We start from the raw sequence: 25,525 nt of genomic DNA, 5'->3' as shown, positions 1-25,525 counted from the left end.
TTAGGAGTAATAGCAGCCAACGCATCATTGGCTGTTGGTGTTGAAGGACTATAACTTGAATAAGTAATATACCAGTATGTCAGGTCGCCTGAGTGCTGAGATCCATCGGACATAATGGCAGGATTAATTAATCCTCTTCCTCCGGGAGTAGCCTGCACCTGAGTGATTCTTACGTTTGAACCGTCACCGTTACAGAGTGCAAAATATAATTGCCCGTCAGTAGCTGCAGCGCCGCTTACAATCGATACTGCAAAACCCAGCTTTGTTGTATTGGCTGAATCTGTTGCATAAAAATCAAATGAGTGAAACACGGATGGAGCAGTAGCAGAAAATCTTTGTATGACACTCCAGTTCATTCCACCGTTTGAGCTTTTGCATAAGATTAATGAATCTCTCGTTGACTTAATAAAGGCGCAGTATAAAGAACCTAAACTATCTGACCTGAGTCGGAGCGTTTTTGGATTTTCACCTGCAGATGTATTTGTTCCTCCTGAGTAAACTGATGAAGCAGAAACTCTTGTATTAAAATTACCCCAGTCGCCGATAAACGGCGGTTCAACTAAAGGTCCGTTAACTTTCAGAACATCATACTCCGGGGCTACACTATGCAATCTATCCGGGTGGTTTGTTCTTAACTCCCGAAGTATTGAGGCATGTAGCTGCTCGTTACCGGATTTTTTTGCATCGCACAGCTGACGCCAGAGCTGCGCATATTCAGAATTATCGACTACTTCTTTGTAAACAGGGTTTTCTTCTTCTTGTATCCGTTGCAGCGATTGCGCGTTGACTGCGAATGCGAAAAGAAGCAATGAGAGTGTAATTAATTTCTTCATAGCTGTTTTATTTTTTAGTTTGTAGGATATTTTCTTTTGTGCGGTAACGAAAAGGAAAATTATATATTTGTATTAAAAATTACAAACTTATTTTTTTAGTATTACAGGATAGTTCATTTCAAAATCTCCTTTTTTAATTCTGTTTAGTTCTGCTTTTCTTTCTTTTTTTTCTTCGGGAGTAAGGAAGTCCGTAATAAGTTTTCCGTTAAGATGGTCAACTTCATGCTGAATCACCCGTGCAAGCATATCATCTGTTTCTAATGTAACAGACTTTAACGCAAAGTCATCATACTTAAGAACAATTTTCTCTTTGCGTGTAACATCTACTCCGAAGCCCGGGATGCTGAGGCATCCTTCTTCCATTGTTACATCTTCGCCGGATTCTTTTTCAATTACAGGATTAATTAATATAAACGGCTTTAAATCTTTATACTGCTTGTGGTGGGAGACATCTACAATGCAAACTGCCAGATCAGAATTCACCTGCGGCGCAGCAATACCCTGCCCGTTTGATTTTCTCATTGTATAAAACATATCTTCAACTAATTCTAAAAAATCTGCATCGATTTTTTTTACAGGCTTGGATTTCTTTCTTAATATTTCCATTCCTAATATAGTAATTGGAAGCTGATTCGGCATAATTTGATTATATCTGTTTTAATTTAACCTGTAAAAATAGTAAAGATATTGAAGTTATAAAAGGAAAATGACGGGTGGGGAAAGTGGACCTGACAGTCCATCGCGGCGTATTAATCCTGTCAGGTCAAAGATTACTTTGCATTAATTAATAGTAGAGACGCAAAATTTTATGTCTCTATAAAAAATAATTTAAAAACATATTACCACGACTTTTAAGCCGCGGATAAATAGTATAAGAGATTCTTCCCCCTCCTTTATAAGGAGGGGGACTGAGGGGGCGGTATCAAAAAAACTGTCAGGATTAAAAAATTGTTTCTTCTCATTCCCAAACTCCGGTTTGGAAATACAGTGTGCGAAACTCCGTTTCGCATTTATGAAAACGAAACAGAGTTTCGTTCATTATTTCCGTCCCAAACAGTTCGCCAAGGCGAATTGGGACGGAGTACAATAAAAAAAATTACCACGGCCCCGATAAATCGGGATTGGATACCTGATTACTTTTAAGCCGTGGTACACAAGTTCACCATGAGCTTCCCCCTCCTTTATAAGGAGGGGACTGAGGGGGCGGTATCATATAAGTTTAATTTAAAGAGATCGGACAGGATTGAAAACCTGTCAGGTCAAGAACCAAACCCCCTCCTTTACAAGGAGAGCTTGTCCCGACAAAGTCGGGAGGGACTGAGGGGGCGGTATCAAAAATAGTATCAAACAAAAAAACCTGACTCCGCTTTCGCAAAATCAGGTCTTCACATATCAAATAACTATTTTTATTTTTTAATTCGTCAGCACTTTTGAAATATTTTTATACAAAGGTTCTACTGATAAATTTTCATTGCCCAGCATTTTCATCAGTTCATCTGCGCTGTATTTTTGTCCGTAACTGTAGATATCCAGCAGGAATTTTCCCGCTTCGGGATTTACAAACCAGTCCTCGTTAAATTTATTTCTCAACACTTCATTTAAATTTTCCTGGAACATCCACGCTCTTATATATCGTGCGGTATAAAAATATCCGTCAACATCCTGCAAATAAGTTTCTTTGCTGTATTGAATTTTATTTGCTTCGGTTAGTGTCTTCTGATAAACTTCATCCATTCCGTCAAGAGTTTCTGATTCTGCAAGCTTTATTTCATAATCAATTTTTCCTGCATATCTTCTGAGCATCATAAGCTCGTCAAAATTTCTTTGAATGAAATAATCTCTGTTCTTTTCAAAATCAACATCAAGAACTTTTTTCATCCATAAAGGATTTAATGTCAGATGGTCAAGGTTCATTGCAAAACCTTCCGTTACTGAGTTATCACCAAACCATTTGTATTCAAATCCCATATTAGTATTTATATTTGCAAAATGCAGCGCATGTCCGAGCTCGTGCAGAAATGTAGTATAATCATCTTTTCCGCCTCGCGGTGAAAGAACAAGATAAACTTCATGCGGAATTCTTACCGGTGAGCAGAAAGCCCTCGGTGATTTATTCTCTCTGCTTTCTATATCAAAACTAATTTTATTGTTTGCAGTTATATCTATTCCCATCTTTGAAACAAAGCCGCTCATTTTTTCCATCATCTGGCTCTTAGGAAAATATTTATCAAACTCCTGACTTCTGTTCATATACATCAGGTCATGTCTCTTTAATTGCTCGATAGATAATCCCAGTTTTTTCTTAGCAAAAAATGAAAGGGTATCGATGTACATGTCTTCGGTTTTAGCAAGGAAGTCCTGCATCTGCGAGTTTACTTTGTATAAATCTATTCCGGAAAGTTTCTGGAACATTTCGATTTTATTCTTAAAGCCGAATCCCTTTATCAGTCCGCTTTCCTTTCTGTTCATCTGTCTTGCAATAGGATTTATTTCCTTATCAAGAAATTCATCCTTCTTCAGTTCAATTTCATTTCTTCTTTCGCGTTCATGAGTTCTTAATATCTCTCCCATGACTGAACGGAAAGGAACCTTCTTATTATCAATCTCTATTGAGCCGTTTGTTTCAGCAGCAAGCTCCTGCATAGCAAGATCGCTGAGCTCGAATCCCATAATTTCATTGTAAAGATTTTCGAGAAGTATAGTTAATTTTTTTTGTTCTGAGGGGTTACCTTCGTTGTGTTCAATTTCTTTCTGAATAAGGTCGATGTTTTCCTTCTTGTGAATATCGGGATACTTCGAATAAATTGCATCAAGGTCAATTTCATTTTTAAGTCCTGCGCCCTGAAGATAAAACTCTTTCGAAATTTCCTGATTGAAATTTTCTGACTGCTCCCTTAGTTTTTTGATTGTCATCGTCTTTCCTTTCAAATTATATTTTTAAATGTTATTTTCTATAAACAGGTTTTTAAACACAATTTTTCCCATTTGTCGCACAATTTATTATATACGTAATTTTTTCTAAAAAAGTTACGTTTTTGCAAGAATTTTATTATACTGAGCCTTGTTTAGATTAAACAATAATTCAGATCACGGTATCACCCGCCCCCTCCCTGAATGGGAGGGGGATAAAAATTCTTTGTATAACTGTGCAGTAAAATTATGCTTTAGGGGCAGCGGTTTCCGAAATAACGCCAACTCATTTCATTCACCATTCCATACAGTCTCAATTTCTATACCAAACAATACTCTGTTTTTAAAATCAATATTCATTCAAATTTATCAACTTTACTTAATTAAATTCTTTTAAGGAGAAAATATGCCAACTTTTACATCAGATCAAATCAGGAATATTTCGATAATCGGGCACGGAACGACTGGTAAAACAATTTTTGCAGAATCTATGCTTTACGTTGGGGGCACAACGAACAGGTTCGGAAAAATTGAAGAAGGTAACACAGTAAGTGATTATCACAAAGATGAAGTAGAAAAACAAATTTCAATTAACTCCTCAGTTTTAAATACAACGTGGAAAAATTCAAAAGGCGAAGCGAGAAAAATTAACATCATTGATACTCCCGGATATATTGATTTCTTAGGCGAAGTAAAATCTTCGCTTCGTGTAACTGATACATCAGTTCTTTTAATTGATTCATTTAAAGGAAGGGAAGTAGGAACAGAACTCAGCTTCCATTACACAAAAGATTACGAGAACAATATAATTTTTGTAATTAATAAACTTGACCAGGATAATTCAGATTTTGATAAATGTATAGAGCAGCTCCGCGAGAGTTTCGGAAGTGAAGTTGCAGTTGTGCAGTTCCCTTTAAATCCGGGACCTGCATTCGATGCAGTTGTTGACGTGGCAAAAATGAAAGTGCTTCGTTTTAAATCAGACGGCAAAGGTGATTTCACAGAAGAAGATATTCCGGATGCATTGAAAGATAAAGCAAATGAGTATCATAAACAGTTTGTGGAAGTTATCGCTGCTGAAGAAGACTCATTGATGGAAAAGTTTTTCGAGAACGATGAAAATCTTCCTGAAGAAGATATCAATTACGGACTTCATAAAGGAATGAAAGAAAGAAAAATTTTCCCTGTGTTCTGCGCATCGGGAAAAAATAGTGTAGGGGTGAAACCCGTAATGGATTTCATCTGCGAGTATGCAGAATCTCCATTGGAAAAACCTGCCGAACGCGGTCACAGCCCGAATAAAGACGACGTTATTGAAGTTGCTCCAAATCCTAACGGCGAACCCTGCTTATTTATTTTTAAAACAGTTTCAGAAAAAAATATCGGTGAGCTTTCATTCTTCAGAGTTTACTCGGGAAGCATAAAGCCGGGTATGGATTTAATTAACGAAGCTAACGGAAAGACTGAACGTATTTCCCAGCTTTATTATATGAACGGTAAGGACAGAAAAGAAGTAACGGAGCTGAAGTGCGGAGATATTGCCGCCGTTGTAAAATTAAAAGACACACATACAAATAATACATTAAGCTCAAAGAATTTCCCTGTTGTGCTGCCGTATATAATTTATCCTGAGCATAACATGACGCTTGCAATCTTCCCTAAGAAAAAAGGTGAGGAAGATAAAATTGCAGCAGCATTACATACATTGCACGAAGAAGACCCGACATTTATTGTTGCGCATCATCCTGAAACACATCAGACACTTATCAGCGGACAAGGTGAAATGCACCTGAACGTTATCATCAGCAGAATAAAAAGTAAGTTCGGACTTGATGTTGAAGTTGAAGAGCCGAAGATTCCTTACAGAGAAACTATCCGTTCAGTCGTAAAAGATTCCGAGTTCAAATACAAAAAACAATCAGGCGGTCACGGCCAATACGGACACGTTCACATCCGCTTAGAGCCGAATGAAAGAGGCGGCGGTTTTGAATTTATAAATGAAATCGTGGGAGGAGTAATTCCCGGCAAGTTCATTCCCGCAGTTGAAAAAGGAATTCAGGAAGTATTGGTTGACGGAGTTATTGCAGGATATCCTGTTGTAGATGTTAAAGTCGCACTGCACTTCGGTTCATATCATGATGTTGATTCATCCGATATGTCATTCAAAATTGCAGGCGCGCAGGCATTCAGAAAAGGATTTAAAGATGCAAAGCCTGTACTACTCGAGCCGATTTACGATGTTGAAATTGTTTTCCCTGAAGAATTCATGGGCGCAGTTTCAGGCGACATTTCATCGCGCAGAGGAAGAATTGGCGGTATGGAAGCAGAAGGGCACATGCAGTTATTAAAGTGCCAGATGCCGCTCTCAGAAATGGGCGGGTACTCATCAAAGCTCCGTTCACTCACTCAAGGCCGCGGAACATATAGAAGAAAATTCTCACATTACGAAGACGTACCGAAAGAAGTTGAAGTAAAAATTGTTGCCGAGTATGATAAGCTTAAAGCCGAAGGAAACGGATAACGCTAATTAATAATTAATAATGAGTAATTAATAATAAAATTTATACTACATAGACCTGACAGGTTTTCAATCCTGTCAGGTCAGTTATAAAATCAAAAATTTGTTATCATAATTTCCCAGCTTCCCCCTCCTGAATAAGCGGAACGTCCCGATTTATCGGGAGAGGGGGGACTGAGGGGGCGGTATCAAAAAGTATTTTCACGAATTTTATAAAAAATGTTTCCCTCGTTTTGAATCACCAAAAACAGCGTTTATATGCTGTATTTTAATGTTTTTCATCTTCTCTAAGTATATTTTTAAGTTTTGTGATTTGTTTTAAGGTCGTAAATTCCTAAAACAATTGCCATTTTTTTTCCAAGCGTTACGGCACAGGAAATGTATTAATGCCTGTCAAACGATAATAAAACAGAAAAAAAATGCAAAATCCCCAAGACTTAGCTTTACCGAAATATTCATTTTTAGAAATATTATCATTTAATTTTAAGAATTTAGTAAATAATTTTGACGGTATGGCCAAACCGACCAGAGAAGAACTCGAAATCTACATCGTAAGTAATCGTGAAAAATACAATCAGTTAGCTGAATTTTATTCACGCTATAACCCTGAGTATTATCACGAAGTATTTCGAGGTGTCGAGAACAAGTATATTAAAAAAACAGAAAAGACTGGAAAGGCAGGAGGCGCAACAACTGAAAGAACGCGCATCGGTCCTTTTCTTCTTTTCATCGTGATTATTGCCGGCTGTGCAGCAGGCTACTTTTATTTCTTCGGAGAGAAAAAGGATAGCGTAGTTTTAGACCACAGCACTACGGTTTCAACCCCTATCGAAACACCTGATATTGTTGACTCCCGAAAGCAATATGAAGCATGGCAGGAAGACTTCATTGAAAGAAGCCGCTCACGCAGCAAGAACATTGTTACAGTGAAGCCCGAGAACAATTCTGTTTACATCTACGGACAAACAATTACACGCGATTTAGACAACGTTGCAAAAACATGCGTGAAGGATTATTATTCTTCCACAAAAGAGAATTGGGGAGAGTTTGATGTTACGGGTTACCTCTATGTCGGTGATAAGCTTGTAAAAACTTACACAGCAACTTCCAAAGGAGTTTACAGCAGGTAATAAAATTTTTGACTACGCTTTAACCATCAGCCGTTTCGGAAAAATTTTCGGAACGGCTTTTTTTATTTTCCGATGCAATCTCTTAATGTCTTTGCTTTTATTGAATCGATTCTTTGTTCATAATTCCCCTTATAATAATATTCAGTGCTATCTGTGTTTAATATATAAAAATCTTCAAAGTTATGTTGAGGTATATTAACTCCGCCCGCACTGCCAGCGCTCATACTTTGAATATAAACAGTATTAGGCACTCCATCAGTTGTGTATTTATAAGGGATAAGTTTAAGAAATCCTGTTTTCGAAACGAAATAATAATTGTAATCCAAGGTACCAAATTCTTGTTGTTTCTTACAAATTAAAATTCCATTTGAAGGTATTCTATAAATTTCTCTGCCGTTTTCTTTTGGAATTTCAACTCCGCATGGTTGATCATAAATAATGTAAATTTTACCTCTATAACCTTCAGGTATTAAAATGTCCCTTGGAGTTGTTTGTTTGCTTTTGAAATACACAGCATAGAAGATCCCAATTATAATAATAGTAGATCCAAGAGGTAACAGAATCCATCTTAATTTTAATTCAGAAGATTTTTTGCTAAAACCTACACACGCTGCTCCAATGAGAAATAAAGGAAAACCAATTATTATAAACCATAATGACAGACAAATGATAAGACCAAGAAAAATCAGTATGACTCCCGGTAAAAATAAATAATCTTTTTTTATTTCATTTTCTTCCATAAATCAAAATTATGTAATATGATTTTTAATTACCACGCCTTTAAGCCGGGGATAATATTTTTTCAGGGTATTCCCTTTAAAACAATAATTTTTAAAAACCACCCCCTGCCCCCTCCTTGAAAAGGAGGGGGGACTGCGCGAGTAATGTTCCTCCCCTTACTAGGGGGAGGTTAGGTGGGGTCTAACGAGATACAAGAAACACATTAAACCACTCCGCCATGTCGCACTGTAAGCCCCTTGCCCACTCCTTGTAAAAAAGGAAGGGGATCGATTAGCTATTCGATATTGGAAAATTAAAAATATTCAAACCTTCAAAATATTCCTGAATCAATTTTAATATCTCACTCCTTCCCACTCCTATTCAAGGAGGTGGTTACTTTTTGACTTGACAGGATTGAAAACCTGTCAGGTCTTACTACATTCTACTCCTTTCAAGGAGGGGGGAAGGGGGTGGTTACTTTCTGACCTGGCAGGATTGATCCGCGCGGCGGACTGTCAGGTCGCATTATAATATTGCTGAAACAATTTTTATATCTCGCTCAAGCCCCCTCCTTTTTCTAAGGAGGGGGAAGGGGGTGGTTAAAATTCTACATTCTACATTTTACATTCTACATTCTACATTCTACTTTCCCCTCCTCCTGTCAACCCCTAAAAAAATATTTTTACCTATTAGTACTAATGCGTAACACTCAATTTTTTTCTTAAAACATATTTCCTACTTTCTCTGAAAATTTTTTTAACTAAAACAAAGAAAGGAAATAAATATGTTTAACATGAATGTTAAAATGAAATTCATCGAGCTTAAATCAATGGGAATGCCGATGTACAAAATTGCAAACGAGCTGGGAGTTCACCGCGTAACCATAATGAGATGGAACAGGGAACTCGCCCCTTATATTCTCATTGCCAAAGAGGATATGATAAACGAAATGCTTTTTGAAAACGGCTGCATGAAGCTGAACCGAATAGAAAAAATTTCAAAATTCCTACAATTTATTACAGCTTGCTGGAAGAGTCAGGGAAAGATAAAGAACTCAACATTTCAAGCATACTCGATAAAATCACAAAACTTACACGTCTGCTTATGATTGAAACAAATAACAAAGGAGCAGAAGCACATCTGAAAAAAATCGACTATGATCTGGAAGAATTTGGTGAAGAAGGATACGATACAACTGTCTGGGTTACCGATAAGGAAAAATTTACAAAATACGAACCCGACGATGATGTATTGAATAAAAGCGAAGAGGAAATAAATGAGTATATTGAAGATATAAATAAGAGCAAAAGAGAAAATGCCGGTTTCAGGAATTCACATCCCGCTACTGTGCAAGATATTTCAGATAAACCGGAAGAAATTCAAAAAATATTTAAAAACACTTTGGTTCGTCTTGACCCTGAATCAGAATCTCTGCAAAAAGTAAAATGTGACAATAATGTGACAATGAAAGCTATAGATATGAAACCACAAAACAGTGAACAATAAAATGTGACAATAATGTTACTTTGAAAATATTATATAGGCAAAAAGTTAAAAAGGAAAATTAGTTATGCGGTTCAAGATTAAAACTTGAAACTAGTAACTAATAACTGAGAACTATTACCGAGGAAGCTCCAGCGTAAAAGTCGTGCCTTTGCCGTATTCGCTTTCGAAGTTTATATTGCCTCCGATGAGTTCGGTCAGTTTTTTCACTATGGATAAACCCAAACCTGTTGAGTTCTCTCCTCCTGTGGGTTTATTGGATATACGTGAGAATTTCTGGAATACTTTATCTTTTTCGGACTCCTGTATTCCGAGTCCATTATCTTTTATCTTAATAATAATATTATCTTTTTTTTCCAGATTGAGATAGACGGAAGAATTCGGATGCGAGTACTTTATTGCATTTGATATCAGATTATCTAAAATACTATATATAGCATTTTCATCGGTTGTAATTTTTATTTCTTTGGGTTCATTGAAAATAATCTGAATATTTTTTTCAACAGCTCTGTGCTGGAAATCATCTATTATGTAACTGATAAGCGCTGATAAATTGAGTTCTTCTTTTTTTATTTTGTATTCACCGGTTTCTATGATGTTCATGTTAATCAGGTTTGTTACAATGTTCTTCATTTTAGTCGATGTATTCTCGATGCGTTCAAGATGGCTTATGATTTTTTCATGCGGAAGAGTATCTAGATATTTTTTTAATGTTGATGCTGAAAGTGAAATAGAGCTTAATGGATTTTTTAAATCGTGCGCAGCTATTCCAAGGAATTCACTTTTTTCATTGTTGAGCAAAGTAAGTCTGTCGTTAAGTTCTTTTAGCTTTGCATTTCTTTCTGAAAGAATTGCAGATTCTTCCTGCAGCTTATCGACTTTGTGTGCAACATTAAGATAACGGGTTTTAAAATCAGAAGTCTTCTTAAGTCTGTCTTCAACCATACTATGGCTTTTAATGTAATATTCGTAAGCAGTTTTATAATCTTCAAGTTTTGCAGCAGCATCTGATTTTGCGCCGTAAATATGTTCAAGTGTATGAATCAATTTGTATTCTTCTCCTATGATAATTGCTTCATCATAATATTGAATGGCTTTCTCATAATTTTTTTGTTCGGCAAAAATATAACCTAAAGTATATATGCATTTACAAACGGGTTCTTTATCACTTACAAGAAGAAAAGCTTTTAAACCCGTGTTAACATAATCAACTGCTTCTTCGTATCTGCCCAATGCTCCGTAGCTGATGCCCATATTCATATACGCTCTGCCTGTTTGCACTTTGTTTCCCAGCTCTTCAAAAAGCGCCTTGCATTGTTCAAAATACTCCAGTGCTTTTTCATGTTTTTCAAGATTGATATGTATATTGCCGAGATTGCCAAGCACAGATGCCAGCTCCATTTTAGTACCGGATTTAAGTCTTATCTGAAGGGCTTTGTTAAGAAATTCGAGAGCCATATCGTTCTCTTTGTTACCTAGATATGAGAGACCTATTTGCATGAGACACTCGCTTTCGCCGCTTTTATTTGCTGTTTGAACACAAAGGTTGAGAGCTTTGTATTGTGAATCCAATGCGCGGGAAAAATCACCTGCAAAGTTCAGTGACATTCCAAGAGCAGTTAACGCTTCTATCTGTGCGGGAATATTTTCAATTTCTTCTGCTATAAATGCTGAAGTGGAAAGGTGGTCTATTGCAGAGAGAAAGTCAGGAATTCTGTAATAGCCTTTGCCGAGAAGCAGTAAACTTTTTGCCAGTCTTTCTTTATCATTCAGCTCTTCGGAAAGTGTTTTTGCCTGGAAAGAAAAGTTGACAGCTTTAATAACATCTATATTGAAATGACTTACAGCTAATTTGTTGAGTACATCAATTTTTTCGGTTCCTTCAGTATTTTCAAGTTGGTTTAACAGGTCCGATACATCATTAATATTATCCATAAATGAAATTCTATTTCTTTATAAATATTTTGAAATAGTAAAATGAAAACTGCTGCCTTTGCCCGGTTCGCTTTCAACTTTTATTTCACCGCGATGATTTTGTACAAACTCATTGCAGATAAGAAGACCGAGTCCGGTGCCTTTTTCCCCGGAAGTACCGTCTGTACTTTGCCTTTTATCCCAGTCGAAAAGCCTTTCAACCTGCGAAGGCTTCATTCCGATTCCTGTATCGGAAACAGTTATTCGCGTATGCTCTTTGTTATCCGAAGCACTAATAGAAATAACTCCGTTATGCATAAATTTGTTTGCATTCATGATAAGATTTCTGATAATAAATCTTATCATATTTATATCAGCTTTGAAAGTAAAATTTTCGCTTACAAGATTTTCTATTCTGTTATTCTTTGATTTCAGCAAAAGCTTGTAATCTTCCTTTTGCTTTTCTATAAGTTCATAAAAATTAAAATCAGAAAATGAAGCAGCGTTTTTCCCCTCAACCTGTAATGTTCCCCATTGAAGAACTTCATCGAGCATGCTTAGTGATGCATTAGCGCTGCTTTTTAACTCACGGAAAACTTCAACAACATCTTCGGGAGGCAATGGCTCTGCAATTTGTATTTCAGCAACCTGTTGAATAGTCCACAACGGATTTTTTAAATCGTGGGCAAGAATTGAAAGGAGTTTTGTGTTAATAGTGTTTACTCTTTCAACTTCTAAACTCTTGGATTTCAGCGCTTCGTTTAACTCGCTGAGCTCTGAATTTTTTGCAGAGAGAATTTCAGATTCACTTCTAAGTGAATCAACTTCATGCATCGTTGTCAGATATTTTGCTTTTACTTCTGATGCATGCTGGATTCTTTTATTAGATGCTTCGTGATGTTTGAGCGAAAAATCGTATGCAGTTTTGTAATCGCCGCTTAAATATGCGCAGCGGGATTTGCCTTCATAGAGATTTTCAAACTTATAATTAAGATGATATTCTTTGGCAGTATTAAGCGCTTTATCTAAGTATACCTGTGCTTTTGCAAAATCATTTTTATCTGTATAGATAGAACCTAATGTGGAATAAGCTTCTGTGATTACTTCTTTGTTATCGAGGTCATAAAACAAGCTGAGGTTTTCATTGACTAACTCAAGTGCATCATCAAATTTTTCAAGACCCCAGAGACAGATTCCCATATTGATGTATGCTCTGCCCATGCCTTCATGGTCATCAAGTTCTTTAAAAATTCCGAGACATTTTTCAAAATAATAGTAAGCAGTTTTATAATCGTTTAAGCTAATATAAACATTGCCAAGATTTCCTGTAATTGCCGCAAGGTCTCTTTTATCTTCATGCTTATTTCTTAGTTCGTAAGATTTATTCATGTACTCAAGAGCAAGCTTATTATCCTTGTTCGACCAGCACGAAAGACCAAGCTCCATATAAGCCCAGCTTTCCAATTTTATGCTGCTTATACTCTGCGAAAGCTTCAAAGCTTTGAGCTGCGTTTCCATCGCACCGTTATTATCACCTAAGAATGTCTGGCATCTGCCAATTCTTAAAAGCACTTCAGAATGTTTTTCTGTGTCTCCGGCTTTTTCAAAGATTATAGATGCCGTTGAAAAGAGTTCAAGCGCTGTGATGATATCGTTGGAAAGAAAACGGCTTACTCCCTGCAGAAGAATGCTGTTTGCCATTCTTCCGTCATCTTTTATTGAATTGGAATGCTGCGAAGCTGATTCGGAATATTGAATTGATCTGGAACTGTCTTTATCTAAATAATAATGAGCAAGGGAGTTGAGAATATCAATTTTCTCAGCTCCCTCTGCAAGCTCAAGCTTATGTAGAGATTCGGTTATTTCTTCGGGTAAATTATTTTGCACAATAGTGAGAAGTTCTATTTGTGTTTACTCTATAACAAATAATAAATGCTATGAAATTATTTTTTATATTCCTTCCAGAGAGCTGTGAAAATTCTGTCGAGCTCGGGTCCAAGAAGTTCTCTGTCATCTGTTTTAGAAGGCATGTTCTCAAAGACCATGAAAGGAACATCTACGTTGTTGATTTTTATATGAGTCGTAAATCCTTTAGATACTTCTTCCCAGTCAACAACTTTGTAAAGCTGTTCAAGCTTAGCATCAGGAAGTCCGTGCTCTAATATGCTGTCAGGTTTATCGGGATTAAATCTTTTTCTGTTCTTTCTTAATGATTCTTCATAGGGAACATTTATGTAAACAAGCACTGCGTCTTTTAAAATATTTTCCGATAAATGTTTGAATGCTTCTTTGTATCCGCCGTGCTGTGTGCCGCGGGAGAATTCTATTAATACTGTTGTATCATCGTGAAGATTCGGATTATCTCTTAAGAGTTTATCATAGTTCATTGAAATTTTTTCAATCAGTAAATGCCATTGATGCTCGTGTATAAAATCGTTATCTGGAGTTGACATCATTCTTGGCTTGCCTAATTTATTCTCGAGGATGTGGTCTTGCTCGAACCATTCCCATAGAATAGGGAAGTCGTCAAGCTCTAATATTTTACCGACGTGAAATCTTTTTATACGTTCTTCAGGTGAAGTGTTCTTAAGATAAGCCATTGTTTCGGATTTACCTGATGCAGGTCGTCCAAGCAGAATGATTTTTTTAAAAATGTCAGACATAGGAATTTGTTTTAATTAAGGAATTATGTGTGGGTAAACAATTAGTGTTGTAAAAAGTAAGCCCTGAAAACACTAATACTGTAATTTAACGGCTTAAAATGGGTTTTGAAATGAAAATATTTTTATTGATATTTTCGCGGTAGACGTATAAAACTTCGGGTGAAGTGTCTATCTGCATGAGAGAGTAGTTTATTATTCTGCCCTGCTTATCGTAAATAGGGAAGTTCTGGTTCCAGTAGGAGATTAACTTAATGCGGTTGTATTTTTTATCGGTTACAAAATCGAAGACGTCTTTTATCCACTGGCTTTTATCGCCTTTATCTTTGTCTTCAGTAACTCCGAATTCAAAAATAGCAAGAGGTTTCTTAGCGGAGATGTGAGCCATGTCGTCATAGATTTCATCGAAGTTATCAATTATTTCAAGCCAGCGGTCTCCGATGCGCTGTGAGCCGTAAATGCTGACTCCTATCCAGTCAACATAGTCATCGCCGGGATAGTAACGTTTCATGTTGTTCCATTCTTCCTGAATGCTTGAGCCTCCGTTAGGGTGAAATGCCCATGTGATGTTTGTTGCTCCGGCTTTGCGGAAGATATCCACTATGTGTCTGTAAGTATCTTTGTATAATTTGCCGGCAGTCTTTACGTTGCCGTCATAGAAGTTGTACTGGCCGCTCCATGGAAACCAGTTGCCGTTCATTTCGGGAGCGAAGTCGAGCATCATAGGGATGCCTGAGTTGCGCGCATCGATAGCCCATTGAGTGAGTTCTTTATCAAAGTCACCTTCGACAATTTCAAGCATGGAAAAAACTGAGTCCATGCGGTATTGCCTGTAACTTGAACGGGGAAGTAAGCTTATGAATGGAATAGCGCCTGTTGAATAAATTTGCTGAGCCTGCGCAGCGGGGAATTTAATACCGTCGAACCAGTTCTGCCCGAAGTAAACTACGGCAACATCTTTGCCTGCAGTGCGTGTGAAATTTTTTACACGTTCAGCATTGACTGAGTCGCCATTAATTCCCCAGCCTGCCATCGTGCCGTGGTATATGCCGGTGGAAGGTGGAAGTAATTTTATATCCTGGGCGTTACATAAACTAAATACTGTAAAAATGAAAATCCCTGAGAAGAATAATTTCATAATATGATTAAAACAAAAAACCCCTCAAAAAGTTCTTAAAGAATCATAAGAGGGGTTGGTAGAATCGTAATAAAATTTAAAGAACTTTTACTGCTGAACCGAAACGAACGCGGATTTTTTACTGAACGAACTGAGTCCGTGAGTTGTCTTTTCCCAGTAGAACGGCTTTGTAATAAGCTGTGCAAAACCTTTCCATGCGCCGATGCTGATCATAATCCAGTAGATCGGAATTGTAAGAGCAACGGGAATAGACCCGTAATTTCGTTTTAACAAATATGGTCCGATATGCAGAACGATATAAATTAAGTTACCGAGAATTAAATTGAATTCGCAGATTGTCTGAAGCTCCGGCGGGAAAAGATAATCCGATGCAGCAGGGAAGAACAATGTTAAAATTGTTACAATCCATAGCAGGGGATTAATCAAAGGAAGCAGAATGTTTCCGCCGAATGTAAACATAAAGAATGCAAACTTCTTCCAGCCGAGTCCGCGGATAAATCTTAACGGGAATCTCATGTGTACAAGGAAGGTCTGCATGTAGCCTTTGAACCAGCGTGAGCGCTGACGAATCCAGTTCCACACTTCAAGATTTGCTTCTTCAAGAGTGTATGAATTCAACATTGCTGTATTATAATTTCTGATAGAGATACGAATACCTAAATCTGCATCTTCAGTTACGTTGTAAGGGTCCCAGCCGCCAAGCTGCTTTAAAGTTTTTGTTTTAAAGTGATTGCTTGTACCTCCGAGCGGTAGGGGAGCGTCAACGAAGTCAAGTCCCTGCAGCCAGTAATCGAACCAGAAAGAATACTCAAGCGAGAACCATCTTGCAAGAAGATTTTCTTTCGGGTTGTAAAAATTCAAGTGGCCTTGTAAACAAATGTAGGAGTCATCAACTTTACTGAAAGCAATGATAGCTTTTTTAAGCTGGTCAATATCCGGTTCATCTTCTGCGTCATAGATACAGGTATATTCACCGCGCGCTCTGTAAAGCCCGTAGTTGCATGCGCGGGGCTTTGTTTTAATATCGGCATCGGGTACAATGAGTATTTCAAAAATTTTTGTGTATTCCTGATATTCTTCTGCTGACATATTGCCAAGCATAACTTCAGGTCTTCCGCCGATAAGTCCAAGGCGTTTTGCTTCGTTTAAAGTAATATCATCTTTTTCTTCAACAAGAACTTTGATATCAAGCTTATCCTTAGGATAATCCATTCTGTTCATGTTGATGATAATATCTGAAAGAACTTCAGCCTCTTTATAAACAGGAATAAGCACTGTGTATAAAGGAAGATTATCTTCGTTAAGGTTTCTTACTTCTGCTTCAGTAACTGTAATACCTTTACCCGAGTTTTCAAATCCGCGGAGCGATATATAAAGCTTGAACGGATTTAAGAAGAAGTATAAAAGATTAACTGAAAGAAATAATATAAACGTTGTGCCTATCGGAGCGAGGATAAGACATATAATCAGGAAGATTGCGCAGCAGATAATAAATATCTTCTGCCATTTGTATAAAACTGTGAATGCTGATTCTTCAGGTGCTCTGTCTCTTAGTTCACCAAGTGCTTTGTAAGTATGAATTTCACGGTAGCCGTAATCAAGTGATTCTTCGATAGCATCAATTGTCGCAACACATATCTCAATATCGCGTTTGAAAATTTTACCGAGTTCTTTGAAAAGTTTGAAGTTGAAAGGATTAGCGGTAGCTATCTTAACTTTCTTTGCGGAAACGCTTAGAATAAAAATTAAATTCTTTTTGATAACATTGAACGGCAGACCCATTGCAAGATTGCTCTTGTTGCGAAGGGCAGATTTCTCGATGTACTCAAGGTTCAGGTCCTTGGCAAGATGTCTGAAGAATTCATCGTCTAAAAGAACTTTCTTATCGCGTAAGATATTGATATAGTTCTGCTCATTGGAAGCGGTTCCTAAGAATTTTTCATTATTAACGCCGTACTTTTTTAGAAGCTCTTTAAGATAATTAGCGAGTATGCCTCTGGTTTCTTCTGTGTACATTCAATGTAGTTTAGTTGAACAAGTTGACTGCTCTGTTAAGTATCCAGATTGTTTAATCTGTCTTCGATCCAGTCGCTTACTTTATCTTCGTTTATTCTTTCTTCTTTTTCCTGTTCGATAAGTTTTTCCTCGATAACCTTCAAAAGATTTTCAGGATTAACAGGCTTCATAATATAAGCATCGGCGCCGGAGTTCAAAGCAAGCACAGCATTTTCTAAACTTGCAAAACCCGTTACCATTATCTTTTTCATTTTCGGTTTTTCCTTGTGCGCCTCAGCTAACAGCTCAGTGCCGAGCATATCAGGAAGCATAATATCGAACAATGCGAGATTGTAATCGTTTCTTCTGATTTTTTCCAGACCTTCTTTTGCAGTATCGGCAGTATCAGTGTCGTAACCGGTCAGCTCAAGGATTTCCTTGATTGTCTGAACGATACTTACGTCATCATCGACAATAATAATTCTAACATTTTCCATTAAATTGTTCTCCTATTTTAAAGGGATTTTTATAATTGCTGTTGCGCCTTTTTTCTTGTTGTTTTCTAAGTTAAGAGTTCCGTTGTGAGCTTCGACTATTCTTTTACAAACAGATAACCCCATTCCCATTCCTTTTGCTTTAGATGTAACAAGCGGCTGGAATAACTTGGGCTGTACATTATCGGGAATACCCGTGCCTTCATCGGAAATTCTAACTACAAAGTTGCCGCCTTCTGTATCGGCAGATAAAACAATATCGCCTGACATCTTTTCCATTGCCTGTACTGCATTGGTTAAAAGGTTTGTCAGAACTCTTTTCATAAGTCCGTTATCAAATTTTATAGGGGGCAGACTTGGGTTGAGCTTTAAATGCAGTTTTATATCGTAAGGATGAGCAATTGAAGTCATAATCTCTTCGATATATGGCTTGAACTGAACATCTCTCCAGTCAACTACTATGTTCCGGGCAATATCCTGCAAGTCCGAAACAATTTTATTCATGTAATCTACCTGCTCCTGAAATACCTGAAGCGTATGGGTAGTAGTTTCTGATACTGAGTTCTTATTTTTTTCAAGGAACTTAGGGCTTAGCTTCATCTTCGCAAGGAAGATAGTATTAACTAAAACCTGTAAAGGATTTCTTAAATCATGACCGACCATTGTAGCAGTTTCACCGATAGCGGCAAATCGTTTTGCTTCTTCAAGCTTCCTGGATTGCTCATCAACTTTTACTTCAAGTCCCTGAGAGTATTTCTTAAGTTCTTCTGAATATTTTTTAAGTTCCTCACGGATTTTCTTGTTCTCCGTGATATCTCTTGCGATACAGACGTAAGCAACTATCTGATCGCTGAAGTTATCCTTTATATGAGATACTGACAAAGAAATCGGGAATGTAGTTCCGTCTTTTCTGCAGTTTGTAAATTCACCTTCGAACTTCTTATTATGCTTTTCGGAGTTTAATAAGTTTTTGTAAGCGTTGTATTCGTCGTCTTTCCAGATAACGCTTGATGCTTTACCCATTACTTCGGCAAATGTGTATCCGTATATCTTTGTAAACGAATTATTAACGTAGATTATCTGGTCATTAAGGTTCGTGATAAAAACAGCATCGTTGATGCTCATTAAAGCATTGGAGAGAATTTTAATTTTACTTTCATTCTCTTTTTGCTTTATGGCATTATCAAGCGTAAGCGGTAAAAGCTTAAGGTGATTTTTGTTCGAGCTTTTTACAAAGTAATCATAAGCGCCTGCCTTCATCGCCTTGATGGCAGTCTCTTCATCTCCTGCGCCTCTAATAACAATTACAGGTGTGGCAGTAAGCATTTCAAATAAATCTAAAGCAATGCCATCGCCTAAGAAATAGTCAGTAATGGCAACGTCGAAACGTTCCTTCGTGAGGATTTCTTTTGCTTCGGCAACTGAGCCTGCAACTGAAAATTCATAAGGGAGTTTATGAAACTTCATGTATTGCAGGAAGACCTGCTGCTCAAGTTTGTTGTCTTCTACAAATAGTACTCTTTTTGCTGACAAATTTATTATATCAGTTTATTGCAGATTGAATTTTATTTTTGTCTGAAAATCTTTCTTCTGAAAATAATCAAGAGTAATGCTAATATTAATACTGCGCCTACTAAGAAGTACCATAATTTTACGTTCGTAGTTTTTTCTACGTTCTTGAACATGCTTCTTGCAGGACTTACTTCAACAATTCTTCCGTCTTTTTTGACTAAGCAAAGCGGTCCGTTCAGTTTCATGAACGACTCTCTGTTAATCAGAATATTATTGACTGTGTTAACTGTGTTATCGTTATCAACCATGATGGAGTATATGACTCCCTTAGAGTTCCATGGGTTTACGCATGCCTGTAAGATTGCGCTGGATGTTGCTAACTCGTTATTGATTGTATTAAAATTCTTATCAACTGCATATCCCTGTCCTTGCGGAGTTACAGGAAGTTTGTCTTTTAATGTATTCCATCTTGCGCCTTCATTCTGATAAGCAAGCATTACGATAGTTGAAGATTTCTTTAAACTGTCATCTAATGTTTCGCCGACTACTACTCTGTAACCTGTTAACTGATGATTTGCCTGACCTGATTTAGCTGCAAGTAAACCTGCTAAAGTAAGGTGAGCATCTGTCATTTTTGCAGGAAGCCAGAAAACTATAGGATCTGAAGATAAACCGTTATCTGTAATTGCAAAAGGAATATTCTTTAATGAAGGAGGAGCGCTGTAGTTACCAGGTGAAAGGTAAAGCTCTGATGTTCCTTCTACTACTGTCCATGTTAATTCATCATACCAGTGGTCGCAGTTAATGTCTTTGATACCACCGATTTCATGGTAAGCTGAGAATTCAATTGACCATTCGTTTTTATCAAGTTCGCTGTCCGGAATTTTAACTGTGAATGAACCGCCCTTTGCATTGGTTTCATTTAATGCTGCAGAACCTACAGGAACGCCATTAATATAGATAACAAGAATGGACATTCTCGGATTCATTACTTCCGAGTGATAGTAATTTACTTTGATGTATGAATCGTTGCTGATGTCGTAATTTAATGGTCTTCTGAAAATGAATGCTTTTCTTTGATTGAAGATACCTGCTAAAACTATTTGCGGGAAACCAAGCTGATTTAAGGTGAATAAACCTGCTTTAGTTGATTTCTTATTTGTGTTGGTTACGTTCGGGAATTTGGTAATAATGGAAACTGTAGAGTCCATCTGGTTTACCATTCCTGTATTTGTAAGAGCAGAAACTGATTTATTTAAGCCTTCAGTTCCTTTTCCTGATACGAATAAAATAGGGTCTCTGTCAGGTCCGCCTTCGCGTTTTACAAGACCGTTGCCTTCGCTAACGCCGAATCCGTCTGTTCCTAATTTTGTAATATCACCGACTTTAATTTGTTTTCCGGGAACTCCGGTTGCATCTGTGCTGACTTTGAAATTGAAATTACCGAACGGTGAGCCGATGCCCCAGTCGCTGATTAATTTCAATACGTTCTCAATTTCATTTGTTGAAGGTTTCTGTGGAAGAAATACCGATGCCTGAATCGGGTTCTTCATATAAGTATCGATGTAAGGATAAGGATAATAATATAGAGGGTAGTTATTATTAAGAACTGCCTCTATATGCATTGTTGAGCTTTTTAAAATTCTAAGCCAGCAAGCATTATTATAGATATCTTTACAAGGGTCATCAGATGTTCTTAAGATTGAAACAATCTTGATTTCATTGAATCCCGGTAAAAGCTTGTCTTTAGGGATGGTTACCTTAAAGGAAGCAGTATCAGGATTTCTGGAATTCACCTCACGGCTAGCCAGGGGAATATTATTAACAGCGATAGTTATGAAACTCACACGAGGCAAGATAATCTCTGCATTTGAATAGATTACGTCGAGAGTAATGTTTGTATAATCCTCAACGTAAGGTTTTGAGTCAAAAAAGAAAACCGAAGAACTTACCGGTCCTTTATTGTACTGGTCAGTCTCGAACATTTGGATATCATAAGTTCTAGGCGTGCCCGAAAACGCTATGTTTGCAGATGAGAGTGCTATTATTCCTGTGATCAAAACCAGAAAAACAGTTCTGCTCATAAAAATGAAGAGATTTTTCATTTATCGTTTTTTAGTTAGAATTTTAAAATTTCCCCGCTAGTGAAATTTAATAGTGAATATATAAGAAATTTACTTTTTAATATATATATAAAGAAATCAAATTATTGTAAAAAATTGTAAATATACCTGTGTTATATTTCAATATGTTATCTACAATAATTAATAAGCAAATTTAAGAGAATTAAATGAAAAAAAATAGTATATAAACTATGAATTTTATTTTGCAGAAGAAATATTATTGAAAACGCATTTTAGCATGTGGCTGACCTTTTTTCATTTTTTAATTGCCATTATATAAGTAAATTTGAGAAACCTAATAATGCTTATGAAAAAGATTCTGGTTCCAACTGACTTTTCAAGCGATGCTGCAAATGCCGTAAAATTCGCATATCATTACTGTAAAGAAAAAGGATGTAAGTTTTCCTTAATGAATGTTTACAACTTTGCAGTTTACGATCCTAACATGCCGCCTGAAATTTTATCTGACGTAATAAAGCAATCATCTGAAAATTCTTCAGAAGGTTTAAATTTATTAATAGAGGAATTTCAAAAATCATATCCTGACTTCAAAGATTTTGTAGACGATAAAATTACTGCCGAAGGAAATACAATACAGGCTATCGAAAAAACTGTTGATGAAGGGAAGTTTGATTTTATTATAATGGGCACTAAAGGGGCAAGCGGAATTGAAGAAGTGATTATTGGCAGCAATGCTTATTCAGTTCTTGAAAAATCCAAAGTTCCGGTTTTAGTTGTCCCGGAAAAATCTGAGTACAAAGGTTTTAATAATATTTTATATCCGATAGATCTGACATGCTCTGAAATTCCTGCTGTAAATCAGATTAAGGAAATAGTTGATTTAAAAAAATCAGACTTAACTTTCCTGCATCTCAGCGGAGAGCTTGAAGATGATTTAACTGACGATGAAAAAAAGTGTTTCGATGAACTAAGAGAAAATCTGGCAGATACAAGCTGCAAGTTTGAATTTGCAAAGTGCGTGAATGTCTCTGACTGTATAGAAAAAATGGTTCATACTTTGAAAGCAGATTTAATTGTAGTCTCCAAAAAGAAAAGGGATTTTCTTGATAATCTCTTTCATAAAAGTATTTCGAAAAAGCTTGCATGCCATACTGATGTACCGCTGCTGGCCCTTCACAAATAATTATAGAAAGTATTTAATATTGCATGGCTGAAAAACTGTTTCTTATTGATGCAATGGCAATGATATACCGTGCCTATTTTGCATTGATATCAAATCCTCTTATCAATTCCAAAGGTCAAAATGTTTCTGCTGTATCAGGATTTTTAGGTTCGGTAGTTAAAATTCTTGATGAAGAAAATCCCGAGCATATTGCAGTCTGCTGCGATACATCAGCTCCGACATTCAGACATAAAGCGTTTCCTCAATATAAAGCGCAGCGTCAGGAAATTCCTTCTGATATGCCGTGGCAGATTGAGATGTGTAAAAAAGTTATCCGTGCCATGAATATTCCTATGATAGAATGCGACGGATACGAAGCTGATGATATTATCGGAACTCTTGCAAGGCAGGCGGAAAAGGAAAAAGCCGAGACATACATGGTTACTCCCGATAAAGATTACATGCAGCTGGTAACTTCCAAAATTTTTGTTTACAAGCCGGCAAGAAATGTTTACGGAAATAAAATAGCAGATAAGGAAATAGTTGGCATTGAAGGTGTTGAAAGAAAGTTCGGAGTGCATCCTGAAAAAGTTATTGATGTGCTGGGACTGATGGGCGATACTTCAGATAACGTGCCCGGAGTAAAAGGTGTCGGTGAAAAAACTGCAACTGCTTTAATTCAACAGTTCGGAACGATAGAAAATATGTATGCAAACATAGATGACATTTCTAAACCAAAGCTGAAAGAGAATTTACTTACTCATAAAGAAATGGCTTTGCTCTCCAAGCAGCTTGTTACAATTAATACTAACGTTCCTTTGAATGTAAACTTCCATAATCTTAATAAGAAAGATGTTGATGTGGATAAAGTAGTTGAGCTTATGGCTGAACTTGAGTTCAAAACGTTATTAAAGAAAATTGTAAAAGATAAGTTACCGGGCTCAGGCGCTGATATTTTAAAAGAAGTAAAAGAAACAAAAGGTGAAGATAAAGCAGGCGGCTCACAGGAAAAAGGAAACAGACAAATTGAAAACATCGATAGCATAAAAGTTAACATAGTTGAGAAGCCGAAAGTCATAAAAACAATAAAGGATGTTGAGCATAAGTACTACACTATTAAAGATGAAAAAGAGTTTAAGGATTTTTTAAAGAAGCTGAAAGATGAGCCGCTTATTTCATTCGATACTGAAACAGATGCAAAGGATTGTATGACGTGTAATATAGTAGGAATGTCATTTGCGTGGAAAGAGCATGAAGCTTATTATATTCCTATTCTTCATAAGGCAAAAGGTGAGAAGGGATTGTTCGATACGGAGAAATCAAGCCAGAGCACAATCGGTGTTGAATTAAAAACGGCTATCGAAGGTGTGAGACCGTATCTTGAAAGCAAAAAAGTAAAGAAGATAGGGCAGAATATAAAATACGATTATATGATTATGAAGAACTACGGAGTTGAAATGCAGAACCTGTATTTCGATACACTGATTGGTTCTTTTATATTCAGTCCCGATGGTCACCACGATATGGATACTCTTGCGGAAAATTATCTTGGGTACAGACCGATTCCTATAACTGATTTAATCGGAACCGGTAAAGACCAGACATCGATGGATAAAGTTGATGTTGAAAAAGTTTCCGAATATGCGGCTGAAGATGCTGATGTAACGCTTGAGCTATTCCACAGAATAAAGTATGAGCTTCAGAAAATAAATATGTATAAGCTTTGCGAAGAGATTGAATTCCCGCTGGTAAAAGTATTGGCAGAGATGGAGTATGAAGGAGTAAAAATTGATCCTAAAATTTTAGGCGAGCTTGATAAGACTGCCGACAAAATGATAAAGGAACTTGAAAAAGGTATTTATAAAGAAGCGGGTGCAACTTTCAACATCGGTTCAACAAAACAGCTCCAGACAATTTTATTTGAAAAGTTAAAACTTTCCACAGGAAGAAAAACAAAGACAGGATATTCGACAGATAGTAAAGTGCTTGAAGATCTAAGATTCCAACATGCAATTATTCCTATGATTCTTGATTACAGAATGGTGACGAAGATAAAATCAACATATCTGCTCGGACTAATGGCTGCTGTGAATACCAAAACAGGAAGAGTGCATACAAGCTTTAATCAGTGTGTTGCTGTTACGGGAAGACTTTCAAGCTTGAATCCCAACCTTCAGAATATTCCTATTAGAACTGAAATGGGAAGAAGCATAAGAAAAGCATTTGTACCGAAAGACAGCACATTTAAAATTTTATCTGCTGACTATTCACAGATTGAATTAAGAATTATGGCTCATTATGCAAACGATGAGAATATGATTAAAGCGTTTAAGAATAACCACGATATTCATACAGAGACTGCAATGAGAATTTTCAAGCTGCAGCATAAGGATGAAATGACGGGTAATCATAGAAGGAAGGCAAAAGAAGTTAACTTCGGAATTATTTACGGAATAGGAGCATTTGGATTAGCAAGCCGTCTTGAAATAAAAAACTCAGAGGCTAAGGAAATCATAGACAGATATTTCTCGGAGTATCCCCGCGTAAGAGAGTATATGGAAAACACAAAACAGTTTGCAAGAACTTACGGCTATGTGGAAACTCTTAAAGGAAGAAGAAGATATTTAAAGCAAATCAACAATCAGAATGCAACTGCGCGCGCAGAGGATGAGAGAGCGGCTATAAATATGCCTATACAGGGTACCGCTGCCGATATGATTAAGATAGCTATGATAAATATTCAGAATGAATTTGATAAGAAGAAATTGAAATCACGCATGATGCTTCAGGTGCATGACGAACTTGTATTTGAAGTTAAGAAAGATGAACTGGATACGGTAAAAAAAATTGTTGCAGATAAAATGAAGAATGCTATTAAGCTTAATGTTCCGGTTGAAGTTGAAATCGGCGTAGGCGATACATGGTTCGATGCCCATTAAAATAATTTTATAA

At 36.8% G+C, this 25,525-nt stretch carries 17 protein-coding genes; 6 read left to right on the top strand and 11 right to left on the bottom strand.

Annotated elements, in window-relative coordinates; all coding sequences use genetic code 11:
• Positions 1-920 precede the first annotated feature (920 nt).
• Positions 921-1,472 carry a peptide deformylase gene (gene def, locus JST55_02175; protein ID MBS1492286.1) on the bottom strand — a complete coding sequence of 184 codons (552 nt, stop codon included), beginning with the start codon at positions 1,470-1,472 and terminating at the stop codon, positions 921-923.
• Between the two features lie 774 nt (positions 1,473-2,246).
• Positions 2,247-3,746 (bottom strand): hypothetical protein, encoded by a 1,500-nt coding sequence (locus JST55_02170; protein MBS1492285.1) that lies wholly within the window; start codon positions 3,744-3,746, stop codon positions 2,247-2,249.
• Positions 3,747-4,149: 403 nt separating this feature from the next.
• Between JST55_02170 and fusA the strand changes: the two genes are divergently transcribed.
• Both fusA and JST55_02160 read left to right on the top strand, forming a co-directional pair.
• The gene (gene fusA / locus JST55_02165) at positions 4,150-6,264 is read left to right on the top strand and encodes an elongation factor G (GenBank protein MBS1492284.1); all 2,115 of its coding nucleotides are present in this window, start codon (positions 4,150-4,152) and stop codon (positions 6,262-6,264) included.
• 416 nt (positions 6,265-6,680) lie between these two features.
• Complete coding sequence (locus JST55_02160) at positions 6,681-7,391, top strand: hypothetical protein (GenBank protein ID MBS1492283.1); 711 nt, start codon at positions 6,681-6,683, stop codon at positions 7,389-7,391.
• Positions 7,392-7,453: 62 nt separating this feature from the next.
• On the opposite strand, the gene JST55_02155 is transcribed toward JST55_02160, so the two are convergent.
• A complete protein-coding gene (locus JST55_02155) occupies positions 7,454-8,131 on the bottom strand; it encodes a hypothetical protein (protein MBS1492282.1) in 678 nt (225 codons plus the stop codon).
• Positions 8,132-8,895: 764 nt separating this feature from the next.
• Here JST55_02155 and JST55_02150 point away from each other — a divergent pair.
• On the top strand, positions 8,896-9,219 hold the full coding sequence (locus JST55_02150) for a hypothetical protein (protein MBS1492281.1): 324 nt from the start codon (positions 8,896-8,898) through the stop codon (positions 9,217-9,219).
• Complete coding sequence (locus JST55_02145) at positions 9,135-9,617, top strand: hypothetical protein (protein ID MBS1492280.1); 483 nt, start codon at positions 9,135-9,137, stop codon at positions 9,615-9,617. The genes JST55_02150 and JST55_02145 overlap by 85 nt, the downstream gene beginning before the upstream one ends.
• A gap of 114 nt (positions 9,618-9,731) precedes the next feature.
• On the opposite strand, the gene JST55_02140 is transcribed toward JST55_02145, so the two are convergent.
• The 8 genes from JST55_02140 to JST55_02105 all read right to left on the bottom strand — a co-directional run bounded on the left by JST55_02140 (position 9,732) and on the right by JST55_02105 (position 21,432).
• Positions 9,732-11,549, bottom strand: a complete 1,818-nt coding sequence (locus JST55_02140) for a tetratricopeptide repeat protein (protein ID MBS1492279.1) — start codon at positions 11,547-11,549, stop codon at positions 9,732-9,734.
• A gap of 18 nt (positions 11,550-11,567) precedes the next feature.
• Positions 11,568-13,415: a tetratricopeptide repeat-containing sensor histidine kinase gene (locus JST55_02135; GenBank protein MBS1492278.1), complete on the bottom strand. Its 1,848-nt coding sequence runs from the start codon at positions 13,413-13,415 to the stop codon at positions 11,568-11,570.
• A 56-nt stretch (positions 13,416-13,471) separates the two neighbouring features.
• Complete coding sequence (locus JST55_02130) at positions 13,472-14,191, bottom strand: hypothetical protein (GenBank protein MBS1492277.1); 720 nt, start codon at positions 14,189-14,191, stop codon at positions 13,472-13,474.
• Positions 14,192-14,276: 85 nt separating this feature from the next.
• Positions 14,277-15,326, bottom strand: a complete 1,050-nt coding sequence (locus tag JST55_02125) for a hypothetical protein (protein MBS1492276.1) — start codon at positions 15,324-15,326, stop codon at positions 14,277-14,279.
• 87 nt (positions 15,327-15,413) lie between these two features.
• Entirely contained in the window at positions 15,414-17,342 is a 1,929-nt protein-coding gene (locus tag JST55_02120; GenBank protein ID MBS1492275.1) for a glycosyltransferase, read from the bottom strand.
• A 35-nt stretch (positions 17,343-17,377) separates the two neighbouring features.
• The gene (locus JST55_02115) at positions 17,378-17,818 is read right to left on the bottom strand and encodes a response regulator (GenBank protein MBS1492274.1); all 441 of its coding nucleotides are present in this window, start codon (positions 17,816-17,818) and stop codon (positions 17,378-17,380) included.
• A 12-nt stretch (positions 17,819-17,830) separates the two neighbouring features.
• Positions 17,831-19,348 (bottom strand): PAS domain S-box protein, encoded by a 1,518-nt coding sequence (locus JST55_02110; protein MBS1492273.1) that lies wholly within the window; start codon positions 19,346-19,348, stop codon positions 17,831-17,833.
• A gap of 32 nt (positions 19,349-19,380) precedes the next feature.
• Positions 19,381-21,432: a cellulose biosynthesis cyclic di-GMP-binding regulatory protein BcsB gene (locus JST55_02105; GenBank protein MBS1492272.1), complete on the bottom strand. Its 2,052-nt coding sequence runs from the start codon at positions 21,430-21,432 to the stop codon at positions 19,381-19,383.
• A 325-nt stretch (positions 21,433-21,757) separates the two neighbouring features.
• Between JST55_02105 and JST55_02100 the strand changes: the two genes are divergently transcribed.
• The gene (locus JST55_02100) at positions 21,758-22,594 is read left to right on the top strand and encodes a universal stress protein (GenBank protein MBS1492271.1); all 837 of its coding nucleotides are present in this window, start codon (positions 21,758-21,760) and stop codon (positions 22,592-22,594) included.
• A gap of 23 nt (positions 22,595-22,617) precedes the next feature.
• Positions 22,618-25,512 carry a DNA polymerase I gene (gene polA / locus JST55_02095; protein MBS1492270.1) on the top strand — a complete coding sequence of 965 codons (2,895 nt, stop codon included), beginning with the start codon at positions 22,618-22,620 and terminating at the stop codon, positions 25,510-25,512.
• Positions 25,513-25,525 lie beyond the last annotated feature (13 nt).

This window comes from Bacteroidota bacterium (genome assembly GCA_018266835.1).
In the GTDB taxonomy this organism is placed as follows: domain Bacteria; phylum Bacteroidota; class Ignavibacteria; order Tepidaquicellales; family Tepidaquicellaceae; genus JAFDZO01.
The sequence above is the reverse complement of the archived record's forward strand: the minus strand, read 5'-3'. Positions and strand labels throughout refer to the sequence as shown.